The 13,656-nt window shown below is 57.2% G+C and carries 16 protein-coding genes; 6 read left to right on the top strand and 10 right to left on the bottom strand.

Going from position 1 to position 13,656, the window contains the following annotated elements; genetic code table 11:
- Positions 1 to 67 precede the first annotated feature (67 nt).
- From RUESEDTHA_RS09165 to RUESEDTHA_RS09150, 4 genes are all read right to left on the bottom strand, one after another.
- Positions 68 to 2,746 (bottom strand): sensor histidine kinase, encoded by a 2,679-nt coding sequence (locus tag RUESEDTHA_RS09165; RefSeq protein ID WP_180886408.1) that lies wholly within the window; start codon positions 2,744 to 2,746, stop codon positions 68 to 70.
- Complete coding sequence (locus tag RUESEDTHA_RS09160; protein WP_180886406.1) at positions 2,734 to 3,045, bottom strand: hypothetical protein; 312 nt, start codon at positions 3,043 to 3,045, stop codon at positions 2,734 to 2,736. The genes RUESEDTHA_RS09165 and RUESEDTHA_RS09160 overlap by 13 nt, the downstream gene beginning before the upstream one ends.
- Positions 3,042 to 3,422, bottom strand: a complete 381-nt coding sequence (locus RUESEDTHA_RS09155; protein WP_171121940.1) for a response regulator transcription factor — start codon at positions 3,420 to 3,422, stop codon at positions 3,042 to 3,044. Before RUESEDTHA_RS09155 ends, RUESEDTHA_RS09160 begins: the two co-directional genes overlap by 4 nt.
- 78 nt (positions 3,423 to 3,500) lie before the next feature.
- A complete protein-coding gene (locus RUESEDTHA_RS09150) occupies positions 3,501 to 4,796 on the bottom strand; it encodes a helix-turn-helix transcriptional regulator (RefSeq protein ID WP_180886404.1) in 1,296 nt (431 codons plus the stop codon).
- Between the two features lie 216 nt (positions 4,797 to 5,012).
- On the opposite strand from RUESEDTHA_RS09150, the gene RUESEDTHA_RS09145 reads away from it, so the two are divergent.
- The 4 genes from RUESEDTHA_RS09145 to aat all read left to right on the top strand — a co-directional run bounded on the left by RUESEDTHA_RS09145 (position 5,013) and on the right by aat (position 8,247).
- On the top strand, positions 5,013 to 5,549 hold the full coding sequence (locus RUESEDTHA_RS09145) for a helix-turn-helix transcriptional regulator (RefSeq protein WP_171121938.1): 537 nt from the start codon (positions 5,013 to 5,015) through the stop codon (positions 5,547 to 5,549).
- Positions 5,550 to 5,700: 151 nt separating this feature from the next.
- Positions 5,701 to 6,207, top strand: coding sequence for an acetyl-CoA carboxylase biotin carboxyl carrier protein (gene accB, locus RUESEDTHA_RS09140; protein WP_180886401.1), 507 nt, complete (start codon positions 5,701 to 5,703; stop codon positions 6,205 to 6,207).
- 9 nt (positions 6,208 to 6,216) lie between these two features.
- Positions 6,217 to 7,566, top strand: a complete 1,350-nt coding sequence (gene accC, locus RUESEDTHA_RS09135; protein ID WP_180886399.1) for an acetyl-CoA carboxylase biotin carboxylase subunit — start codon at positions 6,217 to 6,219, stop codon at positions 7,564 to 7,566.
- Positions 7,567 to 7,614: 48 nt separating this feature from the next.
- The gene (gene aat, locus RUESEDTHA_RS09130; RefSeq protein ID WP_180886397.1) at positions 7,615 to 8,247 is read left to right on the top strand and encodes a leucyl/phenylalanyl-tRNA--protein transferase; all 633 of its coding nucleotides are present in this window, start codon (positions 7,615 to 7,617) and stop codon (positions 8,245 to 8,247) included.
- Here the strand turns inward: aat and RUESEDTHA_RS09125 are convergent.
- The 6 genes from RUESEDTHA_RS09125 to RUESEDTHA_RS09100 form a co-directional block, all read right to left on the bottom strand.
- Positions 8,202 to 8,570, bottom strand: coding sequence for a DUF2155 domain-containing protein (locus RUESEDTHA_RS09125; RefSeq protein WP_180886395.1), 369 nt, complete (start codon positions 8,568 to 8,570; stop codon positions 8,202 to 8,204). The two genes, aat and RUESEDTHA_RS09125, sit on opposite strands and share 46 nt — an antisense overlap.
- Positions 8,567 to 9,019 (bottom strand): outer membrane lipid asymmetry maintenance protein MlaD, encoded by a 453-nt coding sequence (gene mlaD / locus RUESEDTHA_RS09120; RefSeq protein WP_170565449.1) that lies wholly within the window; start codon positions 9,017 to 9,019, stop codon positions 8,567 to 8,569. Before mlaD ends, RUESEDTHA_RS09125 begins: the two co-directional genes overlap by 4 nt.
- 12 nt (positions 9,020 to 9,031) lie before the next feature.
- Positions 9,032 to 9,415 (bottom strand): NADH:ubiquinone oxidoreductase subunit NDUFA12, encoded by a 384-nt coding sequence (locus RUESEDTHA_RS09115; protein ID WP_180886393.1) that lies wholly within the window; start codon positions 9,413 to 9,415, stop codon positions 9,032 to 9,034.
- Positions 9,416 to 9,494: 79 nt separating this feature from the next.
- A complete protein-coding gene (locus tag RUESEDTHA_RS09110) occupies positions 9,495 to 9,869 on the bottom strand; it encodes a Rid family hydrolase (protein WP_180886391.1) in 375 nt (124 codons plus the stop codon).
- A 61-nt stretch (positions 9,870 to 9,930) separates the two neighbouring features.
- Positions 9,931 to 11,196 carry an ATP-dependent Clp protease ATP-binding subunit ClpX gene (gene clpX, locus RUESEDTHA_RS09105; RefSeq protein ID WP_171121930.1) on the bottom strand — a complete coding sequence of 422 codons (1,266 nt, stop codon included), beginning with the start codon at positions 11,194 to 11,196 and terminating at the stop codon, positions 9,931 to 9,933.
- A 134-nt stretch (positions 11,197 to 11,330) separates the two neighbouring features.
- On the bottom strand, positions 11,331 to 11,963 hold the full coding sequence (locus RUESEDTHA_RS09100) for an ATP-dependent Clp protease proteolytic subunit (RefSeq protein WP_039970058.1): 633 nt from the start codon (positions 11,961 to 11,963) through the stop codon (positions 11,331 to 11,333).
- Positions 11,964 to 12,300: 337 nt separating this feature from the next.
- Between RUESEDTHA_RS09100 and RUESEDTHA_RS09095 the strand changes: the two genes are divergently transcribed.
- Both RUESEDTHA_RS09095 and RUESEDTHA_RS09090 read left to right on the top strand, forming a co-directional pair.
- The gene (locus RUESEDTHA_RS09095; RefSeq protein ID WP_180886376.1) at positions 12,301 to 12,642 is read left to right on the top strand and encodes a metalloregulator ArsR/SmtB family transcription factor; all 342 of its coding nucleotides are present in this window, start codon (positions 12,301 to 12,303) and stop codon (positions 12,640 to 12,642) included.
- Between the two features lie 281 nt (positions 12,643 to 12,923).
- Entirely contained in the window at positions 12,924 to 13,061 is a 138-nt protein-coding gene (locus RUESEDTHA_RS09090) for an entericidin A/B family lipoprotein (RefSeq protein ID WP_171125517.1), read from the top strand.
- The last annotated feature ends 595 nt before the right edge of the window (positions 13,062 to 13,656 follow it).

Here is a 13,656-nt window from a genome sequence, read left to right as displayed (position 1 = left end):
GTCAATCGTAAATGTGCCTATGTTCTGGTCTACTCCGGCACAGGTTACGAATGTCTTTACACCCGTCTTATTGGGCTGCTTGCCTATAAGCCAGTGGCACCTGCACGCGGAAGGCTGCCCCGCCCTGCCCCGGCAAATAGCTGATATCGCCCCCAAGACGCTGCATGATCTCGCGGCAGATCGCCAAACCCAAACCAGCCCCGCCTGCCTTGTCGCCACCTACACGCGCGAATTTTTCGAACACCATGGACCGCGCCTCGGCTGGAATACCGCTACCGTTATCCGCAAAATCAATCACGACCTGGCCGCCTACATCATGCGCAGAAATGGTCAGGACCGGGTCATCCGCATCGCAGTATTTCTGCGCGTTGGAAATCAAGTTGATGAAGACTTGCCCCAAACGATCCAGATCGGTGTGAAGCGGAATGCGTTCGGACGCCTTCGAGCGGCGAACGGTGAGGGTTTTGCTGGTGCCCGCCAACGCGCTCGATACGGCCCGATCCAGAACCGAGCGCAGGGTATCGCCTCCCATATTCAAGCTGACCTGTCCGCTTTCCAAAACGCTCAGGTCCAGCAGGTCATCCAGCAATCGCGTCAACCGCAGCGCCTCGTCGTGGATGATCGCCGCATAGCGCGTCTGTTCTTCGTCCGTTAAACCGTCTGTGTCCCGCATGATCTCGGAAAACGCCCGGATCGAGGTCATGGGTGTACGCAGTTCATGACTGACTTGACTAAGGAAGTTGTCTTTCTGCTGCGATATCTGGGTCAGCTTGGTATTCGCTTCGCGCAGTTGCCGGGCTGTACGGCTAAGCTCGGCAGATTTCACTTCTAGCTGGCTGGAGTATTCCAGCAATTGCGCGGATTCGTCGGCCACAGCCAAAAGGTCCTCGACCGACACCGAAGACCCGCCGACAATCTGGCCAATCATGGCATGCGCCGTCGCGGCCCCGACCGAGCCGCTCAATTCCCGCTCAAGCCGTTCCAGAAAGGCAGGTGTTGGTTCGGGCAGGCTGGATCGTCCGCCTTGTTGTTCAGCTTCGGCCTGAAAGAACTCCTGCGCAGGACCCGCGCCCAGTATGCGCTGGGTCATGATCATCAGGTCCTCGCTTTGTGCAACGGACCCGGTCCATCCGCGCGGGGCGACAGAATGGTCAAAGACATTGACGAACTGCGCCCCCTGCAAGCGCTCCAGCGGGCTAGGAAAACTCAGCAGCGACGCCACGCAGAAAGCGACGGTATTCAAAGACAGCGACCACATGACCGTATGGACCATGGGGTCCATCCCTTCGATCCCGAACAATGCCTGCGGCCGCAGCCAGCCGATCCCAAACGGGCCGTCCTGCAGAACCGAGCTGGACATCAGCGCCCCACCCATTCCGGGCAGAAGCAGCGTGTAGATCCACAAGAGGAACCCCACTGACAACCCGACAAGTGCTCCTGTCCGCGTCGCCCCGCGCCAGAACAAACCGCCGACCAGGGCAGGCAGAATCTGAGAAATACCGGCAAAGGCCACAAGCCCAATTGAGGCAAGCGCAGCGCCACCACCAGATAACCGGTAGTAAAAAAAGCCCAATGCCATGATCGCCGCGATTGAGACACGGCGCGCAACCAACACGACATGTCGAACATCGCCGGACAGGGACCCGGACCCTTCCTGAGTGCTTAGCCAGATTGGCATCACAAGATGGTTCGAAACCATGGTTGACAAGGCCATGGCCGTAACGATCACCATCGACGTTGCAGACGAAAACCCCCCAATGAAGGACAACATGGCCAACCACTCATTGCCCTGTGACAGGGGCACAGTCAGAACAAACAGGTCTGGGTTCGACCCTTCCGGCAACAGGTCCAAACCCACCACAGCGATCGGCACCACAAACAGGCTCATCAAAAGCAGATATAGCGGAAAAGCCCAGGCCGCTGTTCTCAGGTGTCCTTCATCCGCGTTTTCAACCACCATCACCTGAAACATGCGCGGCAAGCAGACAAACGCCGCAGCAGACAAAAAGATAAACGTCGTCCAGCGACCCGCGTCCACATTCCACTGACCGATCTCTGATGCGTCTATGCGATCCATCATCGGCCCAACGCCGCCTGCGACCCCCCAAACGACGAAGATACCAACCGCCAGCAAAGCGAACAGTTTAACCACGGATTCCAACGCGATAGCGGTCACAACACCGTGGTGACGCTCGTTCGCGTCCAGGTTTCGTGTCCCGAACAGGATGGCAAACATCGCCAGCCCTGCAGCCACCCAAAACACGCTTGATCCCTCGCGGTAAAGGCCGGACGGATCAGCCTCTGCAAAGATCGAGAACGATAAGGTGATAGACTGCAGTTGCAGCGCGATATACGGAGTACCGCCCAGAACCGCCAGAATGGTCACACAGATTGCCAGCGTATTCGACTTGCCGTAGCGCGACGAAATCAGGTCCGCGATCGAGGTCACCCTTTGGCTGCGCCCAACCCTGACCAATTTCCTGAGACCCCACCACCAACTGATCATGACCAGCGTGGGACCCAGATAGATCGTCACGAACTCCAGCCCCGACCGGGCGGCATTTCCAACCGCGCCGTAGAATGTCCAGGCGGTGCAATAGATCGACAGCGACAGAGTATAAAACAAAGGGGACCGCAACCACGCCCCACGTCCAGCGGCAGCCATTCGGTCAGCGGCAAAGGCCACGCCGAACAAAAGAACCACATAGCCCAGACAGACAAGGATCAGAAGGTTCAGCGTTGCCATCGATCCGTGTCCGGGTCGGTGTCGTCCCGCGCCGCCGTGCGGCGGGCGGCAAAGCCAAAGATCAGGCTAATCAGTATCATTAGCCCCCAGCAGGTGAAGATATAGAGAATGGCCGACGATAAAGTGACCGCCCCGGTTTCCCCCGGTTCAGGCCAGAGCAACGGAATCGCGATCAATGCAGCCCCGAGAATTGGCAACAGCCGTGCAGCGTCCGTCAACCGACGCCGACGATAGCTTTGGCGTTCCAGAAACAGCGAAGGCCGAACACCCTGAGGCTGCCGATCTTCGCTATTGCTCATGATTGTGTGGCCTGCGCGTGCAGATCTCGCACCGCGGTCAGGACCTCGGCATTGGAAAACGGCTTGGTCATGAAGCGGCTGACACCGGCGCTTTCGGCCATTTCGCGATCACGAAGCTGACCACGTGCCGTTAACATCAAGACCGGCAGACCCCGAAGGTCGTCCAACTCGCGAAGATCGCGCAGAATATCCATGCCGCTTTTGCCCGGCAGCATAACATCCAAAATGACTAGATCAGGATTTGCGCCCTGAATGACCTCGACAGCGTCCGTTCCTTCGGCGTGCGTTTCAACCTGCCAACCCTCACGCGTCAGCAGGAACCGAATGGCCTCGGCGATGTTCGGCTCATCCTCAATTAGCAGAACCTTACGGCTCATATGTTTCATTCCTCCCCGTGACAGGATACCCATCCGCAGTCCTGTCTGTATCAGCTTACGCTGTCTGTCAGGAAAGTGTCAAAAACCTTCGCTCAGAATCGACGGCTCTCGGCGCGACTCGCAGTCGGCATTTGGGCAAACCCTGCAACTTGGCCCGACCCTGGCAACCGGCTGGCCACCCTGCCCGCCTTCTTCGACGGCCCGGACCAACATGACCGAGCGATAAACAGGTGCGTCGTCATATCCCGACATCGCTTGAGGCCATGCATAGGCATAGCAATCAAACTCAGCCGCCGACCGGCCAAGCTGTACAATACGTTTGCGAATTGGCACCAAAGGCCGATTTAACGCCTGAAACAAAGGCCACAGGGGGCACGCCTCGCCAAAGCGCGGCATCGCAAAGCCCGGCACCGATTTGGCAAACAAGATACTTCCCGAGGCATCGCACACCACCAGTCCCGTGGGTCGCGAAAGAACCCCGTCTGGCAGTGCCGCCAAACGGCGCAGAACGGTCGCGATGTCCACCGAAAACTGTGCAGCCAGCTTGATCGGATCAGGCTCCGTGCCAGCCAGCGCAGTTTTCACCGCCTTCAATGGCATGGCCTTGGCGTCGCTTGCATAGACATCCAAAAGACCGCGAGTGACGGTCTTTGCGGCCGCCGAGTCAATCTCGCTCAAGTCTATCGCAGAGCTATCTTCGCTGCCCTCCATCTCGGGGAAGTGGTGTCCGCGCTGCTCAAAGAACGCCTCAGCATCTTCAAGAGGAACGCCGCGACGATCGTCCGCCGCGTCAGAATCATCCAGATAAGCAACCAAGGATTTCGAACTGTCGGCAAGGCGTTCAGCATCCTGATGCAGATTTCGATGAAAGCGATCCTGCCACTCGGGTTCGATTTCCTGTGTTTCGGCCAGAATCGCTGCGGTCGAACGAATCGCGGCTGCGGTGGACAGAACCTCATGCATCGAAGCAGCCAGATGTGGATCATGGGTCAAACGGTCGGATAGGGTTTCTACCGTTCGCTCAAGCGAGACAACGCGCCTGTGCATCTGCGCTAGCACAGCAGCCCACCCCGGGAAACGTCCCGCGAACTCCTCCAGGCTGTCGACTTCGGCCTGTTGTCCAACCGCGTCCGCCGCTGCCTCGCGCAGCGCGGATATCAGCGTTGCCTCTAGCCCTTGCGTCAGCAGCGAAGGCTCAACGGCCAAAGCCGAGGCAATATCCACAAGCAGCTTGCCGCCAATCCTGCGGCGATTGTGTTCAATCAGGTTCAGATAGGAGGCCGAGATCCCGACCCGACGCGCCAGTTCTGCCTGCCGCAGTCCTGCGATTTGCCGCCTCTCTCGAATACGGCTGCCTGTCAACGTGTCGCGCATGTTCTCGCCCCTCCCCAAGCGGAACCAACCTTTGTAAGCGTTCAGTTTTTTCTAAACTCTTAAGGTTTTTCTATCTTTTAGAAGCACATTTTCAAACCAAATTTACACCCTTAACAAACAGATTGCACGATCATCAGACCCGTGTTGACGCCTCTCAACACCACATTCTCGGCCGCACCCCTTCTATTTCCAACCAATTCCCTGCACGATACCGGAATGAGTGACGCCGCCTTCGAATATGCTCCTATCGGATTGGTCGAGTTGGAAAACCGTATCATCCGGCGCTGCAATCTGCAGTTTGCACGGACCTTCGGAGGAGACGAGGCCGACTATCGCAACATGCCTTTGCTGCACCTTTACCCCTCGGTCGCGGATTGGGAGCGTATCGGTGCCCGCAGTCTTCAGGTCATGCGCGACACCGGATATTACACGGACGAGCGCGTCATGCGGCGGCGAAATGGGGATTTGTTCTGGTGCCGCGCACGCGGTCGATCCTTGACCCCCGATGACCCCTTCCGCCACGGCATCTGGAGCTTTTCCGACATTTCGGAGGAACGTCCGCTAGTCGAGCTGACCGCACGGGAACGCGAAGTGGCGATTTTGTCGTGCAGGGGCCTGTCCGCCAAGGAAATCGGCGTCGAACTGGGGCTGAGCTACCGCACCATCGAAGCTTACCGCGCCCGGTTGCTTGAGAAATTCGGCGCGCGAAAACTACCGGAATTGGTTGCAAAACTTTCAGGAATGCCGCTGTAACCTCTTCCCCCCCTCGAAAACTTGGTTAAAACCCCCACCTGACAGGCCGAGACGCGCTTTTCATGGCAAGGCTCATGGCTTATAACGCTGCGTAATCAGACCAAAGCCCGCAAGACACAGACGGGCCAAAGGGGAACCGTCGAGGACACTCATGACAGACACCAAACACGAAGCGGATGTGGCATTCATCAAGGCATTGGCTGAACTGCTGCGCGAGAACGACCTGACCGAATTGCAGGTCAAGCGCGAATACGGCGAGGAAGACAGCCTGAATGTACGCGTCAGCCGCTTGTCACAGACCGCTGCCGTAGCTCCGGTTCAAGTGGCAGTTCCGGCTGCGGCCCCTGCGGCAGCACCCGCTGCTGCTCCGGCACCGGCTGCTGCTGCCGAAGCACCGGCCGCTGTCGAAGACCCGGCCAGCCATCCCGGTGCAGTGACCTCTCCCATGGTGGGAACCGTCTACATGCAGCCCGAACCCGGCGCGCCTGCGTTCATCTCGGTCGGCGCATCCGTGTCCGAAGGCGACACGCTGCTGATCGTCGAAGCGATGAAAACCATGAACCACATCCACGCGCCTAAATCGGGTACCATCAAACGCATTCTGGTGGGTGACGGCGACGCTGTGGAATTCGGCACACCCCTGGTCATTGTTGAGTAAGGCAGGCCCATGTTCGACAAGATCCTGATTGCCAACCGAGGCGAGATCGCCCTGCGCGTCATCCGCGCCGCGCGCGAGATGGGGATAAAGACGGTTGCCGTCCATTCCACCGCCGACAGCGACGCAATGCACGTGCGCATGGCAGACGAGTCTGTCTGTATCGGCCCCCCGCCCAGCCCGCAAAGCTATCTGTCCGTGCCAGCCATCATCTCGGCCTGTGAAATCACAGGCGCGCAGGCGATCCACCCCGGCTATGGCTTCCTGTCCGAAAACGCAGAGTTCGTGCAGATCGTCGAAGATCACGACATCACCTTTATCGGCCCCACCGCCGAACATATCCGCGTGATGGGTGACAAGATCACCGCCAAGGACACGATGAAAGCCCTTGGTGTGCCATGCGTACCGGGTTCCGACGGCGGCGTTCCGACTTTGGAAGACGCTAAGCGCATTGGTGAGGAATTCGGCTATCCCGTCATCATCAAAGCCACCGCCGGCGGCGGCGGCCGCGGCATGAAAGTTGCGCAGACCGCGGATGAGATGGAAAGCGCCTTCATGACCGCACGCGCCGAAGGCAAAGCCGCCTTCGGCAATGACGAGGTCTATATCGAGAAATACCTGACCACACCGCGCCATATCGAGATTCAGGTCTTTGGCGACGGCAAAGGCAAGGCTGTCCATCTGGGCGAACGTGATTGCTCGCTTCAGCGCCGCCATCAGAAGGTGTTTGAAGAGGCCCCTGGCCCCAGCATCACCCCCGAGGAACGTGCCAAGATTGGTAAAATCTGCGCCGACGCTGTGGCGAAGATCAACTATATCGGCGCGGGCACAATCGAATTCCTGTACGAGAATGGCGAGTTCTATTTCATCGAAATGAACACCCGCCTGCAGGTGGAACACCCGGTGACCGAGGGCATTTTCGGCGTCGATCTGGTGCGCGAACAAATCCGTGTGGCAGCAGGCGAGGACATGTCGTTCGGTCAGGACGATCTGGAAATCAACGGCCACGCCATCGAGGTTCGGATCAACGCCGAGAAACTGCCAAACTTCTCGCCCTGCCCCGGTAAGATCAGCGCCTATCACGCGCCTGGTGGTCTGGGCGTGCGGATGGATTCGGCGCTGTATGACGGGTACTCGATCCCGCCCTACTACGACTCGCTGATTGCCAAGCTGATCGTGCAGGGCCGCGACCGGGCCGAGGCGCTGGCGCGTCTGGACCGAGCCTTGGGTGAATTGATCGTAGATGGAATCGACACCACGGTGCCGCTGTTCCATGCTCTACTGCAAGAAACCGACATTCACAGCGGCGACTACAACATTCACTGGCTGGAGCATTGGCTTGCGGAGAATATGGCCGAGTAACACCACCACTTCGAAGGGCTTCGGCCCTTCGAACGCCGGACTGTCTGAATGAGCCTTTCTCCCGAACTCTTGCTGCATGGGTATTCCATCGGCATTTTCCCGATGGCCGAACACCGCGACGATCCGGATTTGTTCTGGGTCGACCCAAAGTTTCGGGGCATTATCCCTCTGAACGGGTTCCACATATCCCGCAGCCTTGCGCGGCGAATCCGAAACTGCGGTTTCTCAGTTACGATCAATCAGAACTTCGCTGGCGTCGTCGACGGCTGCGCCGATCGCACAGACACTTGGATCAATGCAGAGCTGAGAAATCTGTATCAACGCTTGCACCAATCCGGCCATGCCCATTCATTAGAAATCTGGGATGGACCGGCACTGGTCGGCGGAGTCTACGGAGTATCCCTGGGTTCTGCGTTCTTCGGTGAAAGCATGTTTTCACGGCGAACGGATGCCTCAAAAATTGCGCTGGCCTATCTGGTCGATCGGCTAAGGCGTACCGGATTTCAGTTATTTGACACGCAATTTCTGACCGCTCATCTGGCGTCATTAGGCGCGATCGAAGTTCCGCGCGCTCAGTACAGACAGGCATTGGAAGAGGCGATCGACGCCAGCGCAGACTTCACCGCAGAATTGGATCAGTTGCCGGATAGTGTCATACAGCGGATTACCCAGACATCGTAACGTGAATGATCCAGCGCGTTCAGCGCCGGGGATGTGGCGATCATCCATCCATCAAACAATTGATCTGTCTTACCTTTTTCCCAAATCGTGAGATAGGCAAAGGCGTCCCCGGTCGGGTTTTCAGCCGGATAACGGCAATCGCCCAAAGCCACATCCAGTCCAAAAATCGCCTCGGTCTGACCGCTTTGCAATTCGACGTCAACGGTGTGGCCGTTGACCTTGTCCAAACCACGCAGCATCGCGCCCGGGCCGGATTGAACCTTTTGCTGGGCTGCTGCGCCCGTTGATGCAAGTAGTGCTGCTATCAAAAACAGGCGCTTCATTCGCCACCATCCCCGGCCACGAACTTGACCAGAAGCGAGATCAGGCTGACCGCACCCTGCGTATCCTCGACCTGATCGCCGGGTTCGAAAAAGAAAGGCGACCCACCGGGCATAACCTCGACAAAGTTCCCGCCCAGCAAACCTTCGGATGAGATGACGATCGCGCTGTCATCCGGCACCAATATCCCGTCAGAAATCGAAAACGTTGTATCCGCGCGATACGTATCGGGGTTCAGCTCAACGCCTGTCACGGTCCCGATCTTGACGCCAGCAAGACGAACGTCAGTGCCCACGCCAACACCTTCCAGCGATCTGAAAGATGCGCCCAATTCATATCCCGGTCCGCTTTGCGACAGGCCAGTCGATTGGCTGGCATAAACGCCAAATGCCACAGCACAGGCCAACACGGCCCCGCCCACCAGGACTTCGGTTACATTATAGCTCGACATTGCTCGCCTCGCTTATTCTGGGGTCCAAGCCTCGTAGTCCGAACGTTCGACCGGATTGGGTCGGCGCAACGAACCTGCAGGAGCGTAGGCCAAAGCCGTACCTGTCAAATTTTCCTGATGTGGCTTTTCCCAGTTTTTATGCTGCAACGGCTTGTCTGTCGGCGGTTCGTCCCAAGTCCGATGCAACCATCCATGCCAGTCAGGGTCGATCCGGCTGGCCTCGGCCTCGCCATTAAAAATAACCCAGCGCTTGCTGTCGTCGGCATTGCGATAGAAAACATTACCTTCGTTATCTTCGCCAACCTTGGTTCCCTTACGCGCCGTGTAGAGCTGCGTATTCAGAGTGGCCCCATTCCACCAGGTTACGGCTCGCAAAAGATTATTCAGGATTCCCATCGTCTGCCTCCGGTATTTCTGCTCCTGCAGATATGGACCAAAGGCTCGCCAAGGTCCAGTGTCACAAAGACCGCAGCCCCTATTCCGGCAAAACTGCGGTCACTTCGATCTCAATGCGATCTTCAGGCGTAATGAGATTGCATTCGGTTACCGTCGCCGCTGGCGGGTTGGCTCCGAATGCCTCAACCAACAAAGGCCAACACAATTCAAACTCATTCATGTCCGGCAGGTAATAGTTTACACGGACAACATGGGCGAAATCCGTCCCAGCCTCAGACAGTGCTTTTCCAATTGCATCCAAAGCGGACCTGCACTGACCAACAATATCTGTGGGAATGTCGTCGCCCTGCGCACAGGTTCCGGCAACAAAGACGAACCCATTCGCCACCACGGCACGGCAATATCCGACTTTGGCCTCAAATTCCCCGCCTGAAGAAATACGTCTAATTGCCATAGTGCCCTCAAAAGAAAACGGCGCGGGAGAACCGCGCCGAATATGTCAGGAGACTTTGAACTTACCCAGCCGAGGCAGACTCAGCCGCATCCGCGTAGATGATCAGCGGTTGCGAGTCCGAAGACACCGCTTCTTCGTTCACAACAACCTCGGTCACGTTTTTCAGACCCGGAAGTTCGAACATCGTGTCCAGCAGTATATCTTCCAGAATTGATCGCAGACCACGCGCACCGGTCTTACGCTCAATCGCTTTCTTGGCGATCGCTTTCAGCGCGTCATCGGTGAAGGCCAGCTCTGCGTCTTCAAGTTCGAACAGACGCTGGTATTGCTTAACCAGAGCGTTCTTGGGCTTGGTCAGGATCGTCACCAGCGCATCTTCGTCCAGGTCTTCCAGCGTTGCCAGAACCGGCAGACGGCCAACAAATTCTGGGATCAAGCCAAATTTCAGCAGATCTTCGGGCTCCAGATCCTTGAAGATTTCACCGACGCCACGCTCATCATTGTCGCGAACGTCAGCGCCAAAGCCCATCGCCGAGCCCTTGCCGCGCTGTGCGATGATCTTGTCCAAACCGGCAAACGCACCGCCGCAGATGAATAGGATATTCGTGGTGTCCACCTGCAGGAACTCCTGCTGCGGATGCTTGCGGCCGCCCTGTGGCGGCACGCTGGCCACGGTGCCTTCCATCAGTTTCAACAGCGCCTGCTGCACACCCTCGCCCGATACGTCACGGGTGATCGAGGGGTTCTCGGATTTGCGGGTAATCTTGTCGACCTCGTCGATATAGACGATGCCGCGCTGCGCGCGCTCAACATTGTACTCCGACGCCTGCAGCAGCTTGAGGATGATATTCTCGACGTCCTCACCCACATAACCGGCTTCGGTCAGCGTGGTTGCATCCGCCATTGTGAACGGCACGTCCAGAATCCGCGCCAAGGTCTGCGCCAGCAGCGTCTTGCCGCAACCGGTCGGACCTATCAGCAGGATGTTGGACTTAGCCAATTCGATGTCGCCGCCCGCTTTCTGGGCATGGTTCAGGCGTTTGTAGTGGTTGTGAACTGCCACCGACAAAACCCGCTTGGCCGTCGCCTGACCGATCACGTAATCGTCCAGAACCTCGCAAATGTCCTTGGGCGTCGGCACCCCATCCGTGGATTTCAGACCGCTGGCCTTGGTTTCCTCGCGGATGATGTCCATGCACAGCTCGACGCATTCGTCACAGATGAAAACTGTGGGGCCGGCAATCAGCTTGCGCACCTCATGCTGGCTCTTGCCGCAGAAGCTACAGTAGAGCGTGTTCTTGCCGTCACCGCCTGAATTCGTCGCCATGTTCTACCTTTCGGGCTTCGTCCCTGCGACCCGCTTTGGGCCGCTCTTGCCGCTTATGTCTGCAGCTTAGGCCACCGCCGGGGCCGCTACAATGTCAAAAATGTACCCCGCGCCCTTAACGCGGGGACTATTTTTTAGGCCTCATCGCCATCCATTTTGGCGCGGTTTTCGACGATTTCGTCGATGTGACCCCAGTCTTTCGCCTCTTCCGGGCTCATGAAGTTGTCGCGATCCAAGGCTTTTTCAACCGCCTTTTTCGTCTGCCCGGTGTGGCGCACGTATATATCGTACAGGCGATCCTTGAGTTTTTGCGTCTCGGCCGCGTGAATCATGATATCGCTCGCCTGACCCTGATAACCGCCGCTGGGCTGGTGAACCATGATCCGGCTGTTCGGCAGGGAAAAACGCATCCCCTTCTCGCCACCGGCCAGCAAAACAGACCCCATCGAGGCCGCCTGACCGATCACCAAAGTCGAACATTTCGGCTTGATATACTGCATTGTGTCGTAAATCGACAATCCGCTGGTCACAACACCGCCAGGTGAGTTGATGTAGATCGAGATTTCCTTGTTCGGGTTTTCCGCCTCAAGATGCAACAACTGCGCCACGACCAGATGGCTCATCCCGTCGTGGATCGGGCCATTGATGAAAATGATCCGCTCTTTCAGAAGGCGCGAGAAAATGTCATACGCGCGTTCGCCACGGCTGGTCTGCTCAACAACCATCGGGACGAGCGTATTCATATAGGTATCAACGGGATCGAACATTAGGAACCTGCCTGTCTTGCTATGGATCGGGATACTACCCGAAGAAACATTACCCGAGTCTTAGTGTCGGCACAGGGGGGCTGCAAGGGGGGCTGAATACTTATGCCCTGAACGCGGCGTTTCCCCATCAGGCGCAATTCGCAACTGTCCGGTTCCCAGGCATGACCTGAACACTGAAAGCCGCGATCCGTCTTGCGGGCAGGCTGAGTTTTTCTCATCACGTCATTTTGATTCTTACATATAGAAATTCGCCTCCAAAATAGATAAAGCGTCCGCTCTTGGCGGCGACAGGGAACCCGCCAACCACGCACAAGCCCGGCCCAAAAGGAAAACGCACATGGCACTATCAGAGCTTTCACCGGATTCATTTTCCGAAAACCTCGAGCGCGTTGCAGGAAACGCCGCGCGCGCATCCAACTTTCTGAAGGCGATCAGCCATGAAGGACGGCTTTTGATCCTGTGTCACCTGGTGTCGGGTGAGAAATCGGTTACGCAACTAGAAGAACTGCTATCCGCCCGCCAAGCGGCGGTCTCGCAGCAATTGTCGCGCCTGCGCCTTGAAGGATTGGTAACGCCCCGCCGCGAAGGAAAAGCCATTTTCTACCGCCTGGCAGATGACCGTCCACGCCGCATGTTGGAAGTTGTCTACGAGATTTTCTGCCGCGAAGAGACTGCCTGAGGCAATCGCACACCCCGGGCGTTTTGAAACGTCCATTCAACCGGCGCAATAATCTCGTCCCTCTGGTAAACGGTAGTTCGAACGCGGTTTAAGGGTTGCTGGGTTTCCTTTTGACCAGCCCCTCTTAGCCGCTTCGGGGACCGCCTGTTTCGACATGCCAAGTTCCTGAGCACCTGCCCAATTCGCTCCGGCCTGGACGGCTCATCAACCGTCAGCAAAACGCTGGTTTCAACATTGGAAAACTGTTACGCACGTCGACATAAACACCTATGGAGAAAGCAATGATCCGCACAATTCTGCTTGGATTGACCTTGTTTGCACTGACTGCCTGCGAAACGGCAAAAGGCGTTGGACGCGATATTGAAAAAGCGGGCGATGCGATTTCGGATACGGCCAGCGACGTACAGCAAGCCCTTTGATCGCAACCCTCATGTTGCGCAAAGGCGACACTCACCCCCTACATATGGTTGATAGTCTGAGCCTTCCGCGTTATCGTTGCCTTACAGGTGCATAGACGCGGCATTGCATTTCTGACACGACTTCGGGGTTCTTGCACAATAGCAAGAACCCCGATCCCATCATAAAGGGGGATAGAGTGGCAGCCTGTAAAATCCCGGGGACCGGCAAAAGGAAAAGGCGTCAGGTGCGCAGACGCGGTCTTTGCATGTGTCCGAACGGACACCCCTGACGCCTCGCCGGGTCGACACGCCCGAGGGACGCCCCGATCCAGTTGTCACAACCCAGTTAAAAGCCGCGACTGCTGCTTGGCGCCTGCGGACGCCTTGCAACACGCATTGACCTTCTGAGAAGTTGATCAAACGATCCGAGCCTCAGCTCGACTCGATCAATCACCTACCGGTAAGCCTCTGTGAACGCTGGTATATCCTAAGACTTACCACCTTTCACTCAGACCCCCTTGGCCTTTGCGTCCCGCCGTGGCCCCTAAGAACCGCTGCGGTAAGGTGACTGTTGCATTCAGTCCGTAACCCGACAAGAAAATAGCACTGCAGCATG

It is taken from the genome of Ruegeria sp. THAF57 (assembly GCF_903914075.1).
In the GTDB taxonomy this organism is placed as follows: Bacteria; Pseudomonadota; Alphaproteobacteria; order Rhodobacterales; family Rhodobacteraceae; genus Ruegeria.
Note: the sequence above shows the minus strand (reverse complement) of the source record. Positions and strands in the feature narration are given on the sequence as shown.